The organism is Mycobacterium sp. NS-7484 (genome assembly GCF_001953975.1).
In the GTDB taxonomy this organism is placed as follows: Bacteria; Actinomycetota; Actinomycetes; order Mycobacteriales; family Mycobacteriaceae; genus Mycobacterium.
This window is the reverse complement of the sequence record NZ_MBEJ01000130.1, coordinates 65,089-86,868: the sequence shown is the minus strand read 5'-3', so window position 1 is coordinate 86,868 and position 21,780 is coordinate 65,089. Positions and strand designations below refer to the sequence as shown.

At 67.4% G+C, this 21,780-nt stretch carries 21 protein-coding genes and 1 pseudogene; 11 read left to right on the top strand and 11 right to left on the bottom strand.

What is annotated here, in order from left to right:
- Both A5733_RS24670 and A5733_RS24665 read right to left on the bottom strand, forming a co-directional pair.
- The coding region (locus A5733_RS24670; RefSeq protein WP_369830966.1) for a coiled-coil domain-containing protein at positions 1–666 on the bottom strand (666 nt) is incomplete at its 3' end.
- Positions 667–818: 152 nt separating this feature from the next.
- Positions 819–1,085, bottom strand: a complete 267-nt coding sequence (locus A5733_RS24665; RefSeq protein ID WP_067774336.1) for a hypothetical protein — start codon at positions 1,083–1,085, stop codon at positions 819–821.
- A 114-nt stretch (positions 1,086–1,199) separates the two neighbouring features.
- Here A5733_RS24665 and A5733_RS24660 point away from each other — a divergent pair.
- Positions 1,200–3,008, top strand: a pseudogene (locus A5733_RS24660) (DEDD exonuclease domain-containing protein); the annotation flags it as partial.
- On the opposite strand, the gene trpD reads toward A5733_RS24660, so the two are convergent.
- On the bottom strand, positions 2,946–3,971 hold the full coding sequence (gene trpD, locus A5733_RS24655; RefSeq protein WP_233152780.1) for an anthranilate phosphoribosyltransferase: 1,026 nt from the start codon (positions 3,969–3,971) through the stop codon (positions 2,946–2,948). The pseudogene A5733_RS24660 and the gene trpD sit on opposite strands and share 63 nt — an antisense overlap.
- Positions 3,972–4,175: 204 nt before the next feature.
- Between trpD and A5733_RS24650 the strand changes: the two genes are divergently transcribed.
- The 4 genes from A5733_RS24650 to A5733_RS24635 are packed head-to-tail and all read left to right on the top strand — an operon-like array spanning position 4,176 to position 8,492.
- On the top strand, positions 4,176–4,787 hold the full coding sequence (locus A5733_RS24650; RefSeq protein WP_003885537.1) for a heme-copper oxidase subunit III: 612 nt from the start codon (positions 4,176–4,178) through the stop codon (positions 4,785–4,787).
- A gap of 20 nt (positions 4,788–4,807) precedes the next feature.
- Complete coding sequence (locus A5733_RS24645; RefSeq protein WP_067774330.1) at positions 4,808–5,641, top strand: c-type cytochrome; 834 nt, start codon at positions 4,808–4,810, stop codon at positions 5,639–5,641.
- A gap of 29 nt (positions 5,642–5,670) precedes the next feature.
- On the top strand, positions 5,671–6,858 hold the full coding sequence (locus A5733_RS24640; RefSeq protein WP_197508372.1) for a ubiquinol-cytochrome c reductase iron-sulfur subunit: 1,188 nt from the start codon (positions 5,671–5,673) through the stop codon (positions 6,856–6,858).
- On the top strand, positions 6,855–8,492 hold the full coding sequence (locus A5733_RS24635; RefSeq protein WP_067774324.1) for a cytochrome bc complex cytochrome b subunit: 1,638 nt from the start codon (positions 6,855–6,857) through the stop codon (positions 8,490–8,492). The genes A5733_RS24640 and A5733_RS24635 overlap by 4 nt, the downstream gene beginning before the upstream one ends.
- Before the next feature lie 304 nt (positions 8,493–8,796).
- On the opposite strand, the gene A5733_RS24630 is transcribed toward A5733_RS24635, so the two are convergent.
- The 4 genes from A5733_RS24630 to A5733_RS24615 form a co-directional block, all read right to left on the bottom strand.
- A complete protein-coding gene (locus A5733_RS24630; RefSeq protein ID WP_067774321.1) occupies positions 8,797–9,378 on the bottom strand; it encodes a DUF2561 family protein in 582 nt (193 codons plus the stop codon).
- A complete protein-coding gene (locus tag A5733_RS24625) occupies positions 9,378–10,256 on the bottom strand; it encodes an MmpS family transport accessory protein (protein WP_076241984.1) in 879 nt (292 codons plus the stop codon). Before A5733_RS24625 ends, A5733_RS24630 begins: the two co-directional genes overlap by 1 nt.
- 185 nt (positions 10,257–10,441) lie before the next feature.
- A complete protein-coding gene (locus A5733_RS24620) occupies positions 10,442–10,861 on the bottom strand; it encodes a cytochrome c oxidase subunit 4 (RefSeq protein ID WP_076241983.1) in 420 nt (139 codons plus the stop codon).
- A gap of 12 nt (positions 10,862–10,873) precedes the next feature.
- A complete protein-coding gene (locus tag A5733_RS24615; protein WP_067774312.1) occupies positions 10,874–11,911 on the bottom strand; it encodes a cytochrome c oxidase subunit II in 1,038 nt (345 codons plus the stop codon).
- 226 nt (positions 11,912–12,137) lie between these two features.
- On the opposite strand from A5733_RS24615, the gene asnB reads away from it, so the two are divergent.
- The gene (asnB, locus tag A5733_RS24610) at positions 12,138–14,069 is read left to right on the top strand and encodes an asparagine synthase (glutamine-hydrolyzing) (protein ID WP_369830968.1); all 1,932 of its coding nucleotides are present in this window, start codon (positions 12,138–12,140) and stop codon (positions 14,067–14,069) included.
- A gap of 39 nt (positions 14,070–14,108) precedes the next feature.
- Here asnB and A5733_RS24605 read toward each other — a convergent pair whose 3' ends face one another.
- Positions 14,109–15,086, bottom strand: coding sequence for a carbohydrate kinase family protein (locus tag A5733_RS24605; protein WP_067774438.1), 978 nt, complete (start codon positions 15,084–15,086; stop codon positions 14,109–14,111).
- Between the two features lie 171 nt (positions 15,087–15,257).
- Between A5733_RS24605 and A5733_RS24600 the strand changes: the two genes are divergently transcribed.
- Positions 15,258–15,881: a hypothetical protein gene (locus A5733_RS24600; protein WP_076241981.1), complete on the top strand. Its 624-nt coding sequence runs from the start codon at positions 15,258–15,260 to the stop codon at positions 15,879–15,881.
- 20 nt (positions 15,882–15,901) lie between these two features.
- Here the strand turns inward: A5733_RS24600 and A5733_RS24595 are convergent, their stop codons facing one another.
- A complete protein-coding gene (locus A5733_RS24595) occupies positions 15,902–16,258 on the bottom strand; it encodes an iron-sulfur cluster assembly accessory protein (RefSeq protein ID WP_067774303.1) in 357 nt (118 codons plus the stop codon).
- 181 nt (positions 16,259–16,439) lie between these two features.
- Here A5733_RS24595 and A5733_RS24590 point away from each other — a divergent pair, with 181 nt between their 5' ends.
- From A5733_RS24590 to A5733_RS24575, 4 genes are read left to right on the top strand one after another with little or no spacing between them, the layout of a single operon-like run.
- A complete protein-coding gene (locus A5733_RS24590; protein ID WP_076241980.1) occupies positions 16,440–17,129 on the top strand; it encodes a DUF3043 domain-containing protein in 690 nt (229 codons plus the stop codon).
- Between the two features lie 23 nt (positions 17,130–17,152).
- Entirely contained in the window at positions 17,153–17,686 is a 534-nt protein-coding gene (locus tag A5733_RS24585) for a bifunctional adenosylcobinamide kinase/adenosylcobinamide-phosphate guanylyltransferase (protein ID WP_076241979.1), read from the top strand.
- Positions 17,683–18,753: a nicotinate-nucleotide--dimethylbenzimidazole phosphoribosyltransferase gene (gene cobT, locus A5733_RS24580; RefSeq protein ID WP_067774295.1), complete on the top strand. Its 1,071-nt coding sequence runs from the start codon at positions 17,683–17,685 to the stop codon at positions 18,751–18,753. The genes A5733_RS24585 and cobT overlap by 4 nt, the downstream gene beginning before the upstream one ends.
- Positions 18,750–19,475: an adenosylcobinamide-GDP ribazoletransferase gene (locus tag A5733_RS24575; RefSeq protein WP_076241978.1), complete on the top strand. Its 726-nt coding sequence runs from the start codon at positions 18,750–18,752 to the stop codon at positions 19,473–19,475. Before cobT ends, A5733_RS24575 begins: the two co-directional genes overlap by 4 nt.
- Here the strand turns inward: A5733_RS24575 and A5733_RS24570 are convergent.
- Both A5733_RS24570 and gcvT read right to left on the bottom strand, forming a co-directional pair.
- Positions 19,472–20,590, bottom strand: coding sequence for a branched-chain amino acid aminotransferase (locus A5733_RS24570; RefSeq protein ID WP_067774289.1), 1,119 nt, complete (start codon positions 20,588–20,590; stop codon positions 19,472–19,474). The genes A5733_RS24575 and A5733_RS24570 overlap by 4 nt on opposite strands.
- Before the next feature lie 52 nt (positions 20,591–20,642).
- Complete coding sequence (gene gcvT / locus A5733_RS24565) at positions 20,643–21,761, bottom strand: glycine cleavage system aminomethyltransferase GcvT (RefSeq protein WP_067774286.1); 1,119 nt, start codon at positions 21,759–21,761, stop codon at positions 20,643–20,645.
- Positions 21,762–21,780: the final 19 nt, after the last annotated feature.

Here is a 21,780-nt window from a genome sequence, read left to right as displayed (position 1 = left end):
GATGGGCGGAAGAGTGTTCAGCGCTTCCCGCTGGGCCGGCGTCAACGCCTGGTACTGCGACTTGACGATCTCGATCTGCACCTGCAGCTGACTTTGCTTGGATTGCAGGTCGGCGCGCACTGCGGCGGCCTGCTCGGCGGCGGTCTTGGCCTCGGCGGCCGACTTCGCGGACTCCTTCTCGGCCGCTACGGCCTTCGCACCAGCGGAGCGGAAGTTCTTCATCTGCGTGGACATTTCGGTCGCCATCACCCGCTGCACGGCGAGCTGATCGATCAGCTGCTGTGGCGAACCGGCCGTCAGGATGGCGTCCACACCCGAAGTGCGGCCACCCATGTATTGGGCTGCAGCAACCTTGTTGACCGAACCTTGAAAGGTTGCCAGCTGAGATTCGGCAGCGCCGACCGCCGCGGCGTCATCGGCATGCTTCTTTTCCGCAGCTTCTTGTGCAGCAAGCTTATTGTTCAGATCCAGCTGCGCCGAGTGCATGGCCTCGGTGGTCTGCTCGGCCTGGCGCGACAGTTCATTGAGCTTTGCCAGCGCGTCATCCGCGGGATCCGCGTGCGAACTGGCGGCGAGAAATCCGGCGAACAGGGTCAAGCCCGCAATTGCACCTGCAAAAGGTCGCTTGACACGACTTGTGGGCCGATGCGCGCGGTCGTGCCTCAAGTGTTTGTCCTTACAACTGGCGATGGCGAGCCGCCTCGAACTGCTCGAAGGTCTCAGATAGGTTACGAAACGGCATCGGCCTTGTCCAACAGAAGCTGCCAATTTAACAGCCCGGTCTGGGAATTTTCCTGTGCGCCAGCGGATGCGTGTCGTCAGGCGACGCCGGACCTGCCGTCCCGGTGAATCGGCACGAGCCGCAGCCGCGGCGCAAGGCCCACGTCAGCCAGCACTTCCAGGGCCCGACGCTCGTCATCGAGCAAAGTTTCCGGAACGCCGAGCAGCACGCTGACGACACAGTCCTGACAACCCGGGCCACGTACCGCGCAATCGTCGCAGTCGATGGTCACGCTTCCCGCGCGCGGCTCGCCGGTGTCGGGCTCGTCGGCGTAGGACCAGTTGTCCCGCCGCAGTCCGCTCATGTTGACCGTCCTCTCGATCGGTGTTGGGCGCACCGTATCGCCGGGTACCGACAAGCCCCACGCGTAGCGCGTGGCAGCCGCACCTTGTCGGTGCCAGTACCTACGGTCACTGCCATGGGCCAGCGCACCACTGCCGACGCCGAGCAGCTGGCGCTGAGTTTCGACCCCACCTTCGATTCGGTGTCACTCGCTGACACCACCTTCGTCGTGGTGGACCTGGAGACCACCGGTGGCCGGGCCACCGCCAAGGCCCCGGGTGCGGGCTACGACGCCATCACCGAGATCGGCGCGGTCAAGGTCCGCGGCGGCGAGGTACTCGGTGAGCTGGCCACCCTGGTCGACCCGGGTCGGGCGATTCCACCCCAGATCGTCGAGCTCACCGGGATCACCACGGCGATGGTGCGCAACGCGCCGCGCATCGAAGCGGTGCTGCCGTCGTTTCTGGAATTCTCCCGGGGCGCAGTGCTGGTCGCCCACAACGCCGGGTTCGACATCGGCTTCCTACGCGCGGCGGCCCAACGTGCGCAGCTCGGCTGGCCCCGGCCACCTGTGCTGTGCACGGTGAAACTCGCCCGCCGTGTGTTGACCCGCGACGAGGCGCCCAGTGTGAAGTTGTCGGCGCTGGCCCGGTTGTTCGGTGCGTCCACCACGCCGACCCACCGCGCGCTCGACGATGCCCGCGCCACCGTCGACGTCCTGCACGCACTGATCGAACGCGTCGGCAACCAGGGCGTCCACACCTACGCCGATCTCCGGTCGTACCTACCCGATGTCACGCCGGCGCAGCGTCGTAACCGTTCTCTGGCCGACGGGCTGCCCAACCGCCCCGGCGTCTATCTGTTTCGCGGGCCCTCCGGCGAGGTCCTCTATGTGGGTACCGCGGTGGATCTGCGCCGGCGGGTCCGGCAGTACTTCACCGGTGCGGACCCGCGGGCCCGGATGAAAGAGATGGCCTCGCTGGCTGTCGCGGTCGATCACGTCGAGTGCGCGCATGATCTGGAGGCCGGGGTTCGCGAGCTCCGCCTGCTCGCCGCCCACGCGCCGCCCTACAACCGGCGCTCCAAAGCCCCGCAGCGATGGTGGTGGGTGGCAGTCACCGACGAAGCCTTCCCACGACTGTCGGCGGTGCGGAACCCGGGCCCCCGCAGCGCTTTCGGACCGTTCTCGGCCCGATCCGACGCCGTACAGTCGGCGGCTCTGGTGGCCCGTTTCACCGGCCTGCGCACCTGCACGGCCCGCTTCGGGGCGGCCGGTCGGCACCGCTGCCCCGAGGTGGAGCTGTCACCGTGCCCGGCGCCCCAAGACATCGATGCCCACGCGTACGCGGCCGCAGTCGAGCGTGCCTGCGCACTGATCGACGGCACCGACCACGCCGCGATGACGGCCGCGCTCGACCACATCGGTGAGGTGGCGGCCGCCAGACGGTACGAGACCGCCGCCCGGCTCCGCGATCATGCCGCGGTTGCCATCGAGGCGCTGTGGCGCGGGCAACGGCTACGCGCGCTGGCCGAGGTGCCCGAACTGGTGGCCGCCCGCGGCGATGGCCGCGGCGGCTGGCATTTCGCGGTGATCCGACACGGCCAACTGGCCGGGGCGGGTACGGCACCGCGCGGGGTGCCGCCGATGCCGGTGGTCGACGCGATCTGCGCGGCTGCCCAGGTGATCCTGCCGACCGCAACGCCTTTGGGCGGCGCACTGGTGGAGGAGACCGCACTCATCGCCCGGTGGCTGGCCACCCCGGGCGTCCGCATCGTGCGCACCGACATCGGATACGCCACCCCGATCGGCTCGGCCGGTCGCTTTGCGGCGTGGGCGGCCACCGCCCGTTCGGCCCGGCTGGCCGCCGACCAACAGCAGAACTCAGAACTGCAGGCTGAACCGCACCCAACGCGCGAGCAGTTGTTCGGCCGCACCGGAGTCGATCGCCTCGGTGGCCCGCGCCAAACCGGCCTCCCACGCCGGAACCCACTGGGCGTCGCTGGCTAGCCCCGCATGGGCGACCATCGCCCCCGCCGCGTTGAGCACGACGGCGTCGCGTACCGGTCCCTTGGCCCCGCCCAGGACCGCCCGCGCCTCCGCCGCGTTGGCGGTGGCGTCGCCGCCCACGAGCTCACTGATGTCGGCCCGCTTGAAACCGAAGGCCGCCGGGTCGAACTTCAACCGGTCCACGGTGCCGGCCTGCACGCGCCAGATGGTGCTGGTGGTCGTCGTGGTCAACTCGTCCAGGCCGTCGTCACCGTGCACCACCAACACACTGGAACCGCGGGCGGCATACACGCCGGCCATCACCTCGGCCAGATCGTCGAACGCACAACCGATCAACCCGGCACGCGGTGAGGCCGGATTGGTCAGCGGCCCGAGCAGATTGAACACCGTCGGAACGCCGATCTCCCGGCGCACCACCGAGGCGTGCCGGTAGGACGGATGGAATTGCGGCGCGAAGGCGAACCCGATCCCGACCTCGGCGACGCTGCGCGCCACTTCTTCCGGCCCCAGGTCGATCCGCACCCCGAGCGCCTCCAACGTGTCGGCACCGCCCGACAACGACGACGCGGCCCGGTTGCCGTGCTTGATCACCGGGACACCGCACGCGGCCACCACGATGGCCGCCATCGTCGACAGGTTCACCGTGTTGGCGCCGTCGCCGCCGGTGCCGACGATGTCCACCGTCGCGGTCCCGATCTGATCGGTGGGCACCCGGCGGGCATGCGACAGCATGATGTCGGCCAACTCGCCGACCTCACCCGAGGTCGGCCGTTTCATCTTCATCGCCACCGCGAAGCCGGCGATCTGAGCCGGGGTGGCCACGCCGGTCATGATCTGGTCCATCGCCCATCCCGCGTAACCGTTGGGCAGGCTCTGCTCGGTGGTCAGGCGTCCGAGGATGAGCGGCCACGTCGGCTCAGGATGAGAGCGCGACGCGGAGCCGGACGGGGACGGGGACTGCGGTGAAGATCCAGAAGACACCGCCGAATGCTATCGCTGTGACCATCCGAATCCAGGGTCGCGGGGAACCGAACGCGACACGTTTACGACCAATTGCTCGACCCGGGTGGAGATCGACAACTACAAAGCGTCATACTTGCGGATGTGACGAGCGCTGTAGGTACCTCGGGAACGGCAATCACGTCGCGCGTTCATTCGCTGAACCGGCCGAACATGGTCAGTGTCGGCACCATCGTGTGGCTTTCCAGTGAACTCATGTTCTTTGCTGGACTGTTTGCGATGTATTTCACGGCGCGCGCCCAAGCTGGTGGAGACTGGCCGCCCGAGCCAACCGAACTCAATTTGGCCCTTGCCGTACCGGTGACGCTGGTGCTGATCGCGTCATCCTTCACCTGCCAGATGGGCGTGTTCGCCGCCGAGCGCGGCGACGTGTTCGGGCTGCGCCGGTGGTATGTGATCACGTTCCTGATGGGCCTGTTCTTCGTACTGGGCCAGGGATACGAGTACATCCACCTGGTGGAGCACGGCACCACCATCCCGGGCAGTGCCTACGGATCGGTCTTCTACCTGGCCACCGGTTTCCACGGACTGCACGTGATCGGCGGTCTGGTTGCCTTCATCTTGCTGCTGGCCCGCACCAAGATGAGTAAGTTCACGCCCGCGCAGGCCACCGCAGCGATCGTCGTCTCGTACTACTGGCACTTCGTCGACATCGTCTGGATTGCGCTGTTCGCCACCATCTACTTTGTCCGATGATCGGCTCGCCAAAGCGTCCGATGATCGACTCGATGAGAAGGGGTTCGATGACCAGCAAGTCGCGCCGACGGCTGCGCCGGCGATTGTCAGCAGGTCTGCTGCTGTTGATCGGCCTGTCAGTCGCAGGTGGTGTTGCGGCCACGCTGACACCTACACCGCAGGTTGCGGTCGCCGACGAATCGCAGTCGGCGCTGCTGCGCACGGGTGAGCAACTGTTCGACACGTCGTGCGTCTCGTGCCACGGCGCCAACCTGCAGGGTGTGCCCGATCGCGGGCCCAGCCTGATCGGCACCGGCGAGGCCGCGGTGTACTTCCAGGTGTCGACGGGGCGGATGCCCGCAATGCGTGGTGAGGCCCAGGCACCGTCCAAGCCGGAACACTTCGACGAGTCGCAGATCGATGCACTCGGCGCCTTCGTGCAGGCCAACGGCGGCGGCCCGACCGTGATCCGCGACGAGAACGGCGCGGTGGCCCAGGAGTCCCTGATGGGGTCCGATGTGGCCCGCGGCGGCGACCTGTTCCGGTTGAACTGCGCGTCCTGCCACAACTTCACCGGCAAGGGCGGCGCGCTGTCCTCCGGTAAGTACGCCCCCGACCTCGGGGACGCCAACCCGCAACAGATCTACACCGCGATGCTGACCGGGCCGCAGAACATGCCCAAGTTCTCCGACCGGCAGTTGTCGCCGGAAGAGAAGCGCGACATCGTCGCCTATGTCCGCGAATCGGCCGAGACGCCCAGCTACGGCGGCTACGGGCTCGGCGGCTTCGGGCCGGCTCCCGAAGGCATGGCGATGTGGATTATCGGAATGGTGGCCGCCATCGGTGTGGCCATGTGGATCGGGGCACGCGCATGAGTCAGGACGACCCGAACAACAAGGGTGATATGAAGGGCACCGACACCCCGGGTCAGACCGGTGTGCCCGGGCAGCCCACCGACGCCGAACTGGCGAACATGTCGCGTGAGGAACTCGTCGACCTCGGCGGCAAGATGGACGGCGTCGAGACCATCTTCAAGGAGCCGCGCTGGCCGGTTCCCGGCACCAAGGCCGAGAAGCGCACCGAACGGATGGTCGCGTACTGGCTTCTGCTGGGCGGGCTTTCGGGCCTGGCGCTGCTGCTGGTCTTCCTGTTCTGGCCGTGGGAGTACAAGCCTTTCGGTTCCGAAGGTGAGTTCCTCTACACGCTGGCCACCCCGCTGTACGGCCTGACCTTCGGTCTGTCGATCCTGTCGATCGGCGTGGGGGCGGTGCTGTTCCAGAAGAAGTTCATCCCCGAGGAGATCTCGGTCCAGGAGCGTCACGACGGGCGCTCCCCCGAGCTGCACCGCAAGACCATCGCGGCCAACCTGACCGACGCCCTGGAGGGCTCGACCGTCAAGCGCCGCAAGCTGATCGGTCTGTCGCTGGGCATCGGCCTGGGTGCATTCGGCGCCGGCACCCTGGTGGCCTTCATCGGCGGGTTGATCAAGAACCCGTGGAAGCCCGTGGTGCCCACCGCCGAAGGCAAGAAGGCCGTGTTGTGGACCTCGGGGTGGACGCCCCGATTCCACGGCGAGACCATCTACCTGGCGCGCGCGACCGGACGTCCCGGCTCGTCGCCGTTCGTCAAGATGCGGCCCGAGGATCTCGATGCCGGTGGCATGGAGACCGTGTTCCCCTGGCGTGAGTCTGACGGCGACGGCACCACCGTCGAGTCCGAGCACCACTTGACCGAGATCGCCATGGGTGTGCGTAACCCGGTGATGCTCATCCGCATCAAGCCGGCCGACATGCCCCGCGTGGTCAAGCGGAAGGGCCAGGAGAGCTTCAACTTCGGTGAGCTGTTCGCCTACACCAAGGTCTGCTCGCACCTGGGCTGCCCGTCGTCGCTGTACGAGCAGCAGACCTACCGCATCCTTTGCCCGTGCCACCAGTCGCAGTTCGACGCGTTGCACTTCGCAAAGCCCATATTCGGTCCGGCTGCGCGCGCGTTGGCGCAGCTGCCCATCACCATCGACAAAGACGGCTACCTCGTCGCCAACGGCGACTTCGTCGAACCCGTCGGACCGGCATTCTGGGAGCGCAAATCATGAGCCCTGACCTTGCCAAGATCGCTGCCGCACAAGGCGATGCGATCGATTCCCGTTACCATCCGTCGGCGGCGGTGCGCCGGCAGCTGAACAAGGTGTTCCCCACCCACTGGTCCTTCCTGCTGGGTGAGATCGCGCTGTACAGCTTCATCGTGCTGCTGATCACCGGTGTCTGGCTGACGCTGTTCTTCGATCCGTCGATGGCACACGTCACCTACGACGGTGTGTACCAACCCCTTCGGGGTGTACAGATGTCGCGGGCCTACGAGTCCGCACTCGACATCAGCTTCGAGGTGCGCGGCGGTCTGTTCGTCCGCCAGATCCACCACTGGGCCGCACTGATGTTCGCCGCGTCGATCATGGTGCACATGGCGCGCATCTTCTTCACCGGTGCGTTCCGCCGTCCGCGTGAGGCCAACTGGGTGATCGGCTCGCTGCTGCTGATCCTGGCGATGTTCGAGGGTTACTTCGGCTACTCGCTGCCCGACGATCTGCTGTCCGGTATCGGTCTGCGTGCCGCGCTGTCGTCGATCACCCTTGGCATGCCGATCATCGGCACCTGGCTGCACTGGGCGCTGTTCGGCGGGGACTTCCCCGGCGAGATCCTGATCCCGCGCCTGTACGCCCTGCACATCCTGTTGATCCCGGGCATCATCCTGGCCCTCATCGGTGCCCACATGGCGCTGGTGTGGTTCCAGAAGCACACCCAGTTCCCCGGCCCCGGCCGCACCGAGACCAACGTGGTCGGTGTGCGCGTCATGCCGGTGTTCGCGGTGAAGTCGGGTGCGTTCTTCGCGATCATCACCGGCGTGCTCGGCCTGATGGGCGGCTTGCTGACGATCAACCCGATCTGGAATCTGGGTCCCTACAAGCCGTCTCAGATCTCGGCCGGTAGCCAGCCCGACTTCTACATGATGTGGACCGAGGGTCTGGCGCGTATTTGGCCGGCCTGGGAGTTCTACCCGTTCGGCCACACCATCCCCGCGGTGGTCTGGGTCGCGTTGATCATGGGCGGCGTGTTCGCGCTGCTGATCGCCTACCCCTTCATCGAGAAGAAGGTCACCGGCGACGACGCGCACCACAACCTGCTGCAGCGTCCGCGCGACGTTCCGGTGCGTACGGCGATCGGTGCCATGGCGATCGCGTTCTACATGGTGCTGACCCTGGCCGCGATGAACGACATCATCGCCCTGAAGTTCCACATCTCGCTGAATGCGACCACCTGGATCGGTCGTATCGGCATGGTGGTGCTGCCGGGCATCGTGTACTACATCGCCTACCGCTGGGCCATTTCGCTGCAGCGCAGTGACCGTGAGGTGCTGGAGCACGGCATCGAGACGGGCATCATCAAGCGCCTGCCGCACGGGGCGTACGTCGAGTTGCACCAGCCGCTGGGACCGGTCGACGATCACGGCCACCCGATCCCGCTGGAGTACCAGGGTGCTGCCCTGCCGAAGCGGATGAACAAGCTCGGCTCGGGTGGTGCACCCGGCACCGGCAGCTTCCTGTTCGCCGATCCGGCCGTCGAGCACGATGCGCTCACCGAGGCGGCCCACGCCTCCGAGCACAAGGCGCTCACCGCGTTGCGGGAGTACCAGGAGCAGGACGGTAACGGGAAGCCCAACGGTCACCACTGACCACTCCCCTACCCTGAACAATCGCCGCAGCTCTCTTCGGAGAGTTGCGGCGATTGTCTTATGTGAGGTGTGCCGGTATTGGTCTAGGGCTGATCTCGGGCTGATCTAAGGCTGACGGTCCACCGAGATTGCAGACAGGGACAAGATTGGCGACGATCTTGTCCCTGCGTGCAATCTCGGTGCTGCCGGACCCTCACGGGAGGTAACAGCCAGAGCAATTCACGCGATCCTGGATCTCAGCTGGGCGGATCCGCCGCACCGCGATCGGCAACGCCGGATGTGGGCAGAAAGAATTGAGAAAGAACTACGCCGAGAGACGGTCGAGCTCGCGCAGCGCCACGATCAGCAGCGCCACGACGCCCGCGGTGACCACACCGACCAGGCCGTAGAGGCACCAGGCCAGCGCATTGCTGCCGGTGGCCATCAGGTAGGTGGCCAGCCCGACGGCCGCGGTCCCGATGCCCAAGGCGCAGGTGACCGCCAAGGTGAACCGCAGCCACACCACCGCGGCCGCGGCGGTCGGCGCCCCGTTGTCTGCGGCGTAACGGCTCATCGAGACCGGTGCGGCGCGGTAACTGCCACCGATGGGACGCGGTGAGCGGGCCGGCGGCTGCGGCCGCCGTCCTGGCTGACGGTTGTCGGCCTGGGCTCGCGCCCGCAGCAACAGCGGCACCGCCGCAGCGATCACCACTACGGACAACCCGATCACGGTGTAGAGCACCCACGGGGTGTCAGCGCCTTCGGAGCCTTGCGGGTGGCTTCGGCCCAAGTCGACAAGGGCGACCACCGCGGCCACCCCGGCTCCCAGGGCAGCGAGCCAGACCGCGGCGCACGCGCCCAGCAAGACCCGGTCGGTGTTCTCGAGTTCGCTGATCGGACTGGTCATCAGCAGGCTGTCTGTGCCGAATTGTTGGCATTGGAGGAAAGCACGGTCCCGTCACTGGCCGTGATCGAGCAGTTCAGCCTGCTGACCAGAAAGAGGCTGGAGGCCTCGACCGAACCCACGTCCGAATTGGAGATCGGCGTCATCGTGAAGGTCCACGGGATATAGACGTTGCGCAGCGTGCGCCGGTTTCCGTTGCCGTCGACATAGGTGATCGTGATGATGTCACCCGGCGCCTTGGTGCCCGTCACCGAATACGTGACCTGACGCGGTCCGGCATGCGTCGTGGTCGTGGTGGGCGGCGGAGTCGTCGTACTCGGAGCCGGCGGCGGGGCCTCACTGGTCGGGGCCGGCGGAGGCGGCGGCGGCTCGGTCACGGTCACCGTCTCGGGCGGCGGCGGAGGCGGCAGCTCCTCCGATGTCGGCGGGGGCGGCGGCGGAGGCGGTGTGGTGGTGGTGATCTCGTCTTGCACCGGCGGCCTCGACGTCGTCGTACTGGGCTTGGGCGTCGCGAGGTTGTCGGTTTCGCTGTCGCGGGTCACCAGCGCAGCCACCGAGGCTACGAGCGCCACCGCTGCGATGATGGCCGTGATACCGACCACCCACGGCCAGCGCGGCGGCGGGGCGGTGTCGACGAGTTCGGTCGCCGGGTCGTAGTCGTCGTAGTCGTAGAGCGCCACGTCGGCGGGCACGTACGGCCCGCTGGTGAACTGCTCGGACTCCGGCGCGGAGTACGCCTGTGAGTAGAACTCCGTCTCACCGGCATCCGCGTCGGCACCCGACACCTGTGTTGCGTCCTCGGGTGCCGAATGCTTTCCGGCTTGCTGATCCGGCACGTCAGAACCGGAGGCACCCGGTTCCGGGGGATTCGGCCCGCTCATCTACGCCTATCCTTCTCGACAACTTCGCTGCCACGCGGATCGAACGGAGCCGTTCGCTGGTGACAGCGCCCCGGCAACATTACCCAACGGGGAGAGGCCGGTCAGTCCGGCGCTGCCGGTGGCGGATGAAGTGACGACCCGATTGTGACCTTGATCAGGCCACAATCGGCACGTCGTCGGACGGGTCAGTGCTTCTCAGGACCCCAGTAGTACTCGAAGACCAGGCCACCGACTGCCATCAGCACCAGGCAGATGCCGGCGACCATCAACCAAGGCAGCCACAGGGCGGTGCCCACCGCAACGACCGAGAAGGCCAGCGCGATCAGGATCGGCCACCAGCTGTGCGGCGAGTAAAAGCCCAGTTCGCCTGCGCCGTCGCTGATCTCGGCGTCCTCATAGTCCTCGGGGCGGGTGTCGAGGCGACGGGCCACGAAGCGGAAGAACGTTCCGGTGATCAGGGTCAGACCGGTGGTGAGCGCCAGGGCGGTGGTACCGGCCCACTCGACGCCACCAGTGGCGAACATCGCCGTCAACACGCCGTACACGACCGCCGACAACGCGAAGAACGCCGTCAGGATCTCGAACAGTCGAGCTTCAATATGCATTGCGTGTAGCCCCTACTTGCTCGCCTGCGGTGCCTGCTCACCGCGTCGGGTGTCGAACGGGTGAGTGGTGATGGCCAGCGGCGGCTGGTTGATTGCCGCCAACGCCTCAGCATTGGTCTTGCCCGCGCTGCGCTGATCGATGTAGGCCTTGAAGTCGTTGGGCTCGACGACCCGGACCTCGAAGTTCATCATCGAGTGGTAGGTGCCGCACATCTCGGTGCAGCGCCCGACGAACGCGCCGGTCTGCTCGATCTTGCTGACCTGGAAGATGTGATCCGAGTGGTTGGCCACCGGCTCGGGCATCACGTCACGCTTGAACAGGAACTCCGGCACCCAGAAGCCGTGGATCACGTCCGCGGAGTTGAGCTGGAATTCGACGCGCTTGCCGACCGGGAGCACCAGAACCGGGATCTCGTTGGAGGTGCCCAGCGTCTCGATCTTGTCGAAGTTCAGGTAGGTGCGATCCTCGGGGTTGAGGCCACGCACAGCGCCGACGCGCTCGTGACCGTGCTCGTCCTTGCCCTCCGGCTTGGAGGTCATCGCGGCCTTGCGCTCCGGATCGGCACCGTCGTAGTCGAACGACCCGTCGGCGAAGTCGATCTTCTGGTAACCGAACTTCCAGTTCCACTGGAAGGCGGTCACGTCGATGACGACCTCGGGGTTGGGATCCTTGTGCAGCATGCGCTCCTGGACCACCACGGTGAAGTAGAACAGCACCGAGATGATGAGGAACGGGATGACCGTCAGGGCCAGCTCGAGCGGCATGTTGTAGCCGAACTGGCGCGGAAGCTCGGTGTCACCCTTCTTCTTCCGGTGGAACGCACTCGACCAGAAGATCAGAGCCCACACGATGGCGCCCACGACGAAGGACGCAATCACGGAGCCGATCCACAGCTCTCGGTTGAGTTTGCCCTCCGGGGTGATACCCGTCGGCCAGCCGAGCGCGAGTGCGTCCTGCCAGCTGCAGCCGCTCAGCAAGAATGCCGAGCCACCCAGGACGATTGACAACAACGCCGCTCGGGCCACCGCCTTAAGCCCGCGAGGTGTCACGTTGGCGCCTCCTAGATCGGTATTTCGCGACCGCGACCGGTCGTTGTTTTGCGAATACTACGCAGCGTAGACCACGCCCGTACACGGGAGCGAAGCGACTGGCGCAACAGCGCGGGTGGTGGTCTACCGAACCCGTCGGATCAGACATACTGGCGCGGTGTGCGGACTGCTCGCCTTGGTAACTGCCCCCTCCCACTCGACCCAGGCTGACGCCTCCCCCAGCCCCATATCGGAAGCCGAATCGCGGCTGGTCGACGCCGTGGCGAACGCTTCGCACCTGATGCGTCACCGCGGTCCCGACGAGCCGGGCACCTGGGCGGACCCGGCCGGCGCCGGAGCGGACGGCTCCGGGGACGGCACCGTGGTGCTCGGCTTCAACCGGCTGTCGATCATCGACATCGCCCACAGCCATCAACCGTTGCGCTGGGGCCCGGCCGATGCGCCGGACCGGTACGTGCTGGTGTTCAACGGCGAGATCTACAACTACCTCGAACTCCGCGAAACGTTGACCGCCGAACACGGTGCGGTGTTTCACACCGACGGTGACGGCGAGGCCATCGTCGCGGCGTACCACCATTGGGGTCCCGACGCGCTGCACCGGCTGCGTGGCATGTTCGCGTTCGCGCTGTGGGACACGAAAGAGCGCGAGTTGTTCTGCGCTCGGGATCCCTTCGGCATCAAACCGCTGTACCTGGCCACCGGCCCGGGCGGGACCGCGGTCGGCAGCGAGAAGAAGTGCCTGCTGGACCTGGCCGGCCTGCTGGGGCTCGACCTGGGCATCGACGAGCGGGCCGTGCAGCACTACACCGTGCTGCAGTACGTGCCCGAACCCGAGACGCTGCACCGCGGGATCCGCCGGTTGGAGTCCGGTAGTTACGCGCGGTTGAAACCCGGTGGGCGCCCCGAGGTGACGCGCTATTTCGTCCCGAAGTTCAACGCCGTGCCGTTCGTCAAGGGCGCCGAGCAGTCCCGCTACGACGAGATCACCGCCGCGCTGGAGGATTCGGTCGCCAAGCACATGCGGGCCGACGTGACGGTCGGTGCGTTCCTGTCCGGCGGGATCGACTCGACGGCGATCGCCGCGTTGGCGATGCGCCACAACCCCCGGCTGATCACGTTCACCACCGGATTCGAGCGCGAGGGCTTCTCCGAGGTGGACGTGGCGGTGGCCTCCGCCGAAGCGATCGGCGCCCGGCACGTCACCAAGGTGGTCAGCGCCGCGGAGTTCGTCGAGGCGCTGCCCGAGATCGTGTGGTACCTCGACGAGCCGGTGGCCGACCCGGCGTTGGTGCCGCTGTTCTTCATCGCCCGTGAGGCGCGTAAGCACGTGAAGGTGGTGCTGTCCGGTGAGGGCGCCGACGAGTTGTTCGGCGGCTACACGATCTATCGGGAACCGTTGTCGCTCAAGCCTTTCGACTATCTCCCCCGGCCGGTGCGCAAGTCGTTGGGCAGGGCGTCCAAGCCGCTGCCGGAAGGGATGCGCGGCAAGAGCCTGCTGCACCGCGGCTCGCTGACGCTGGAGGAGCGCTACTACGGCAACGCCCGCAGTTTCTCCGACGACCAGTTGCGCGCGGTGCTGCCGCGGTTCCGGCCCGACTGGACGCACACCGACGTCACCGCCCCCGTGTACGGCGCGTCGCAGGGCTGGGATCCGGTGGCCCGCATGCAGCACATCGACCTGTTCACCTGGCTGCGGGGCGACATCCTGGTCAAGGCCGACAAGATGACCATGGCCAACTCGCTGGAGTTGCGGGTGCCGTTCCTGGATCCCGAGGTGTTCGCGGTGGCCTCGCGGCTACCGGTCGATCAGAAGATCACCCGCTCGACCACCAAGTACGCATTGCGGCGCGCGCTGGAACCGATCGTCCCGGCGCATGTGTTGAACCGGCCCAAACTGGGCTTCCCGGTGCCGATCCGGCACTGGTTGCGCGCCGGTGAGCTGATGGACTGGGCCTATGCGATGACGGCCTCGTCGGGGGCCGGCCAGTATGTCGACTTGGCTGCGGTGCGCACCATGCTCGATGAGCACCGCAGCGGCGTCAGCGATCACAGCCGCCGGCTGTGGACGGTGTTGATCTTCATGCTGTGGCACGCCATCTTCGTCGAGCACAGCGTGACCCCCCAGATCAAGGAACCGCACTACCCGGTCCAGCTGTAGCCGGGCCGACAGTCCGGCCCGGCCCTGACCGGGGCCGGGTCAGCCGGCCAGCGCCTTGCCGATCTCGGCACCGGCCTCGGCACCGTAGGCGTCGGACAGCCGCTGCACCGCCTCGGCGGCGTCCCAGGTCCATTCCTGCGGGCCCGTCGCCTCCAGCACCAGCACCGCCACCAGGGAGGCCAGCTGGGCGGAGCGTTCCAGGCCCAACCCGGCACTGCGCCCGGTCAGGAAGCCGGCACGGAACGCGTCGCCGATGCCGGTGGGGTCGGCCTGATGCTTCTCGGGCACCACGTCGACGTGCACAAACGTGCCGTCGGAGCTGACCAGGTCGACGCCCTTGGCGCCCAGGGTGGTCACGCGCATACCGATCTGGCTCATCACCTGCGCCTCACTCCACCCGGACTTCTGCAGCAGCAGGTCCCACTCGTAATCGTTGGTGAACAGGTAGGCCGCGCCGTTGATGAGCTTGCGGATCTCCTCACCCGAAAGCCGGGCCAGCTGCTGGGACGGGTCGGCGGCGAAGGCCAGGCCGAGCTTCCGGCACTCCTCGGTGTGCAGGAACATCGCCTCGGGGTCGTTGGCGCCGATGATCACCAGCTCCGGCGTGCCGATCCGCTCGACCAGCGCGGCCAGGGAGATGTTGCGTGCCTCGGACATCGCACCCGGGTAGAACGAGGCGATCTGGGCCATGTCCTCGTCGGTGGTGCAGACGAAACGTGCGGTGTAGGCGGTCTCGGAGATCAGCACACTGCCGCAGTCCACGCCCGCGTTCTGAAGCCAGGTCCGGTATTCGTCGAAATCCTGTCCGGCCGCACCGACGAGGGCGACGTCGCCGCCGAGCGCGCCGATCGCGAACGCCATGTTTCCCGCGACACCGCCACGGTGGATCACCAGATCGTCGACCAGGAAGCTCAGCGACACCTTCTGCAGGTGGTCAGCCAGCAGCTGCTCGGAGAACTTCCCCGGGAACCGCATCAGATGGTCGGTCGCGATGGATCCGGTCACTGCGATGGTCACGAATGTCACCCTTCATTTTGTTAAGTCGGCTACATAAACCCTACTCACGCAGCCCGGTGGCCAGTCTGAGCCACGGTCGCACTTTTCGGGTTGCGCTAACCTGCGTATAACCGTATTCCCGGTCACCGTAGACGGCTGACCCACCTCCAGATCACGCGGGAGCGCCCATAGATGACTGGTTCATACCAGTACCCCGAGCACATTCCGCCCCAGCAGTATCCCGAGCAGATACCGTCCGTTCCTCCGGTCTACCCGGGGACGATGCCGCCGCCTGTTCCATACCCCAGGCGTCGGTGGCCCAAAATCCTGGCGGCAGTGCTGGCGGTGGTCGCGCTGGCAGGCGTGCTGATCGCGGTGTTGACCTCACGAGGCGGCCGTTCTGCGGCGCCGGAGGCGGTCTCGGACGCCAAAGCTCAGGCGGCGATCCAGGAATATCTAGACGCCCTGGTCGAAGGGGATGACGAAACCATCGCGCGCCACACGTTGTGCGGGCTGTACGACGGGGTGAAGGACCGCAAGGCAGATCTCGCGGTGGCCGGCCTGGCCAGCGACGCTTTCCGCAAGCAGTTCAGCCACGTCGAGGTGACCGGCATCGACAAGAACGTGCCGTGGTCCACCACGCAGGCGCAGGTGCTGTTCACCATGAAGGTGGCCCCGGCCAGCGGATCGGCACGCGGGCAGCGCCCCATGGACGAGGAACAACAGGGCGTGGCGCAGCTGCTGGTACAGAGAGACGGAAAGAACGAGCAGGTGCTGGTGTGCTCGTACGTGCTGCGGACCGGCGGTCAGTACTGACCGCCGGTTGTCAGCTCACGTCAGTTGAAGGAGTCGCCGCAGGCGCAGGAGCCGGTGGCGTTGGGGTTGTCGATCGTGAAGCCCTGCTTCTCGATCGAGTCGACGAAGTCGATGGTGGCGCCCTGCACGTACGGAGCGCTCATCCGGTCGACGGTCAGATTGACGCCGCCGAACTCAGCGGTCAGATCACCGTCGAGCGTCCGGTCGTCGAAGAACAGGTTGTAGCGCAGGCCGGCGCAGCCGCCCGGCTGCACCGCGATACGCAGCGCGAGGTCGTCGCGGCCTTCCTGGTCCAGCAGCGCCTTCGCCTTCGACGCCGCGGCGTCCGTCAGGGTCACACCGTGGGTCTCGGTGGAGGTGGCGTCCTGAACAGTCATAGCTCTCCCTAAGCATCCCTGGGCATCTCTGATGCCGGTACAGCTGAAGTACGTCGCAAACACGTGGAGGAAACCGCGCGTCTACTACCTCAACGGTACCTTGTTCCGCCGCTATTCCCGACTTATCCACAGGCCGGGGCATGTGGCCAGCACACATTCGACGGGCAGTAACCTGGCTGGCGTGAAGCTGCTGGGCCGTAAGAAGGACAACGAAGGCGAACCTGCCGGGACCGACGAGGTCACGGGCACCGTGTCCGCCGAATCGACTTCCGCATCATCGTCGCCGGCAGGCGGCACCGCGCCCAAGGGCAGGCCGACACCCAAACGCAGCGAGGCCACCAAGCGACGCGGGCCGGTTGCCCCCGCTCCCCTGACCGCCGCCGAGGCGCGGCAGCGTCGCAAGGAACTGCGTGGGCCCAAGCTGTCGAAGGAAGAGCGCAAGATCGAGCGGATCACCCGTCGCGCCGACATGGCCGACCGCCGCGAGAAGATGATGGCCGGCGACGAGGCCTATCTGCTGCCGCGGGACAAGGGCCCGGTGCGCCGCTATGTCCGCAACATCGTCGACGCCCGTCGCAACGTGCTGGGCCTGTTCATGCCGGCCGCGCTGGCGATGATCTTCTTCATGCTCGCGCTGCCCTCGCTGAAGTTCCAGCAGATCCTGTCCTACGCCATGCTGATCCTGGTGGTCATCATGCTCATCGACGGACTGATCGTGGGCCGCAAGGTCAACCGCATGGTGGACGAGAAGTTCCCCGACAACACCGAAAGTGGTTTCAAACTCGGGCTTTACGCGGCCAGCCGGGCGTCGCAGCTGCGCCGCATGCGCGCGCCGCGACCGATGGTCAACCGCGGCGACAAGATCTCTTGATGGCCGTTGGGGCGGCCTGAGGCGTGCGGACCCTGGTGCTCGGCGGTATCCGGTCGGGAAAATCACAGTGGGCCGAGGCGGCCGTGACGGACGCGGCCGGGGACCACGTGCCCGTGCGATACCTGGCCACCGGCCCGGCCGTAGACAGCGACGGATCCTGGGCTCAGCGCGTGCGCGCACATCAGGTCCGCCGGCCGGCGCACTGGCGCACCGTGGAGACCACCGACCTGGCGACTGACCTGGCCGGTGATCCCGATACCGCGACGCTTGTCGACGACATCGGCGGTTGGCTGACAACGGCCATGGACCGCCTCGGCGCCTGGGCGGGAGCACCGGTGCACGACGAGGTGGATGCACTTCTGGAGGCGGTCGAGGCATTCGCCGCTCCCCTGGTCCTGGTCAGTCCCGAGGTCGGGCTCACCGTGGTGCCCGCCACCGAGGCGGGCCGCCGGTTCGCCGACGAATTGGGCACGGTCAACCAACGCCTGGCCGCGGTGTGCGACCGGGTGGTACTGGTGGTGGCCGGCCAGCCGCTCACGGTGAAGGAGCCGTCATGACCGAATTCGATGCGTCCTTCGCCCCGATCGCCGAGCCGGATCCCGAGGTGGCCGCCAGCGCACGGGCCCGGCAGGCGCTGCTGACCAAACCGCCCGGCTCGTTGGGCCGGCTCGAAGATCTCTCGGTCTGGGCGGCCGCCTGCCAGGGCGTGTGTCCACCGCGCGCCCTCACCCGGCCCCGGGTGGTGGTCTTCGCCGCCGACCATGGGGTCACGGCGGCGGGCGTCTCGGCGTTCCCCTCGGCGGTGACCGGGCAGATGGTGGCCAACTTCGACGCCGGCGGTGCCGCGATCAACGTCATCGCCGAGGTGGCCGGGGCGTCCGTACGGGTGGTCGACATCGCCGTCGACTGCGACGAGCCACTGTCTGCCGCGATCGGCGCGCACAAGGTCCGGCGCAGCTCGGGCAACATCGCCGTCGAGGATGCGCTCAGCCGCGAAGACGCGCTGGCTGCACTCACCGCGGGGCGCCGGATCGCCGACGACGAGGTGGACGGCGGCGCCGACCTGCTCATCGCAGGCGATATGGGTATCGGAAACACCACGGCGGCAACGACTCTGGTGGCCGCGCTGACCGGGGCCGAACCGGTGGTGGCGGTGGGCCGCGGCACCGGGATCGACGATCCCGGGTGGATGCGTAAGGCCGCCGCGGTGCGCGATGCGCTCTACCGGGCACGGGATGTGACGCGCGATCCGTTGGGTCTGCTGCAGGTATGCGGCGGTGCCGATCTGGCCGCGATGGCGGGTTTTCTGGCCCAGGCAGCGCTGCGACGCACCCCGGTGTTGCTCGACGGTCTGGTGGTGACGGCCGCGGCCCTGGTGGCCGAACAGTTGGCACCGGGCGCACGGGCGTGGTGGCAGGCCGGTCACCGGTCGACCGAACCAGCCCACAGTCTGGCGCTGTCGCACCTGGGGCTGGAGCCGATCGTCGACCTCGACATGCGCCTGGGCGAAGGCACCGGCGCGGCGGTGGCGCTGCCCATCGTGCGGGCCGCGATCGCCACGCTGGCCTCGATGGCCACCTTCGCCGAAGCCGCAGTAGCCGGACCGCCTGAATCAACACCATGATCACCGCGCTCGGCGGGGCCTTCGCGTTCGGCACGGTGCTGCCGGTGCGCACCTCGGCCGGCATCGGTCGGGGCGCGCTGACCGCGCTGCCGGTGGTGGGCCTGATACTCGGCGCGCTGGCGGCGGCGGTGGTGGCCGGTGGCCAGTGGGCCTTCGGCACCGGCACTGCACTTCCCGGTCTGCTGGCCGTGGCCGTCCTGTTGCTGGTCACCCGTGGACTGCACATCGACGGGTTTTGCGACACCGTTGACGGCCTGGGTTGTTACGGCCCGCCGGAGCGGGCACTTACGGTCATGCGCGAGGGGTCCGCCGGGCCGTTCGGTGTGGCTGCGACGATCATCGTGATCGGTTGCCAGGCAATGACTTTCCATCAGATCAGCGCCGTTGCCACCGTAGTCGCCGTCGCCGCGGGACGGGTCGCGGCGGTGGCCGCATGCCGACGGTCGGTGCCGGCAGCGGCAGGTAGCTCACTCGGCGGTGCGGTGGCAGGCACCCAGCCGGTTGCGGTGGTGATCGCCTGGCTGGTCGTGGTCGCGGCGCTCGCCGCCTGGGCGGGGCCGCGGGTGTGGCAGGGCCCGGTGGTGGTCCTGGTCGCGGTGGGCGCTTCGGTGCTCTTGGTCGCCCACTGCGTGCGCCGGTTCGGCGGCATCACCGGCGATGTCCTCGGCGCCGCAGTCGAGGTGACGACGACGTTGACCGCGCTGGGGCTGGCGGTCGGCTAGTTCAGCCGGGCCATCCAACCGTGCGTGTCGGCGAAGGTGCCGCGCTGGATCCCGGTCAGGGTGTCGCGCAGCGCCATCGTGATCTCGCCGGGTTGCCCGTCGGCGATGGTGAACTCCTCCGGCGAATCGGAATTGCCGTACTTCACCTTCGACACCGGGGTGATCACCGCGGCGGTGCCACACGCGAACACCTCGGTGATCTCGCCCGCGGCGGCCTTCTTCTGCCATTCGTCGACGTCGATCTTGCGTTCCTCGACGGCGAAGCCGGCATCGGTGGCCAACTGCAACAAGGAATCTCGCGTGATGCCCGGCAACAGCGAGCCGGACAGCTCAGGGGTGACGAGCCGGGCTGAGCCACCGCTGCCGAACACGAAGAACAGGTTCATCCCGCCCATCTCTTCGACGTAGCGGCGTTCGAGCGCGTCCAACCACACCACCTGATCGCAGCCGTTCTCGGCGGCTTGGGCCTGCGCCAGCAGCGAGGCCGCGTAGTTGCCGCCGAACTTGGCCGCACCGGTGCCCCCGGGTGAGGCCCGCACGTACTCGTGCGACAGCCACACACTGACCGGCTTGACGCCGCCCTTGAAGTAGGCCCCGGCCGGGGAGCCGATGACCAGGTAGCGGTACTCGTTGGCCGGACGCACGCCGAGCCCGGGCTCGGTGGCGATCACGAACGGTCGCAGATACAGCGACTCCTCGCCGCCGGCGGCGGGCACCCACTTCTCGTCGACCGCGATGAGCCGGCGCAGCGAATCGATGAACACGTCCTCGGGCAGTTCCGGGATGGCCAACCGCCGCGACGAGGCACGCAACCGCGCCGCGTTGGATTCCGGCCGGAACGACACGATCGAGCCGTCGGCCCAGCGGTACGCCTTGAGCCCCTCGAACACTTCCTGCGCGTAGTGCAGCACGATGGCCGACGGATCGAGCTCGATCGGCCCATACGGGATCACCCGCGGGTCGTGCCAGCCCTGACCGTCGGTGTAGTCGATGGCCACCATGTGGTCGGTGTGGTACTTGCCGAAACCGGGGTTGGCCAGAATGGATTCGCGTACCGCATCGGTCGCCGGATTCGCGTTGGCAGAAACCGTGAACTCGAGCTGGCCGCTAGTCATGCAGCGATTGTATCGCCCGAGCGCCAGCCGATTTACCCGCGGGAGCGGGGCCTCAGCGGGTGTGCGGGGTCACGAACGGTGGCTTGACCACCTCGCATTCGACGGCGCGGCCGCGCACGTCGACGCTCACCCGCTGCCCGTCGGCGATGTCGTGGTCGGTGTCGATGAGGGCCAGCGCGATACCGACTTTCAGGGTGGGCGAGAACGTCCCCGACGTCGTGGTGCCGATCCGGACGTCCTCCGTTACCCCAGGACCCAGCACCGCGAGATCCGCACGCAACACCCCGCGACCGACCGCCTTCAGCCCGCGCAACACCCGGGCCGGCCCGGCCTCCTTCTCGGCCAGTAGTGCCTCGCGTCCCCAGAAGGCGTCCTTCTTCCACCCGACCGCCCAACCGGTGCGGGCCTGCAGCGGCGAGATGTCCAGCGACAGCTCGTGGCCGTGCAGCGGATAGCCCATCTCGGTGCGCAGCGTGTCACGGGCGCCCAGGCCCGCGGGTTCTCCCCCGGCCTCGCGCACCGCCGCCAGCAGCGCGTCGAACACCACGCCGGCGCGGTCCCAAGCCGGCAGCAGCTCATAGCCATGCTCGCCGGTGTAGCCCGTACGGCAGACCCGAACGAAGACGCCGTCGTATTCGGCGTCGGCATACCCCATGTAGTCCATCTCGGTGGGCAACCCGAGCGCGGCGAGCACCTCGGCGGATTTCGGCCCCTGCACAGCCAGGACCGCATAGGACCGGTGCTCGTCGGTGATGGTCAACCCGTCCGGGGCGTGCTTGCGCAGTTCGGCGACCACGGCCGCGGTGTTGGCGGCGTTGGGCACCAGGAAGATCTCGTCGTCGGAGACGTAGTAGGCGATCAGGTCATCAATAACCCCCGCCACGCCTCCGTTGTCTTTGCAGCACAGCGTGTACTGCGCCTTGCCGGGGCCGATCCGGTTCAGGTCGTTGGTGAGGGCCGAGTTCACGTAGGCCGCCGCACCGGGTCCTTTGACCAGCGCCTTGCCGAGGTGACTCACGTCGAACAGGCCGACGGCATCGCGGGTGGCGTTGTGCTCGGCGACGGTCCCGGCGTACGACACCGGCATCAACCAGCCGCCGAATTCGGCGAAGCTGGCGCCCAGTTCGCGGTGGCGGTCTTCCAGGGGTCCGTGCAGCAGGTCGTCACTCACGAGATCACCCTAAACCGCG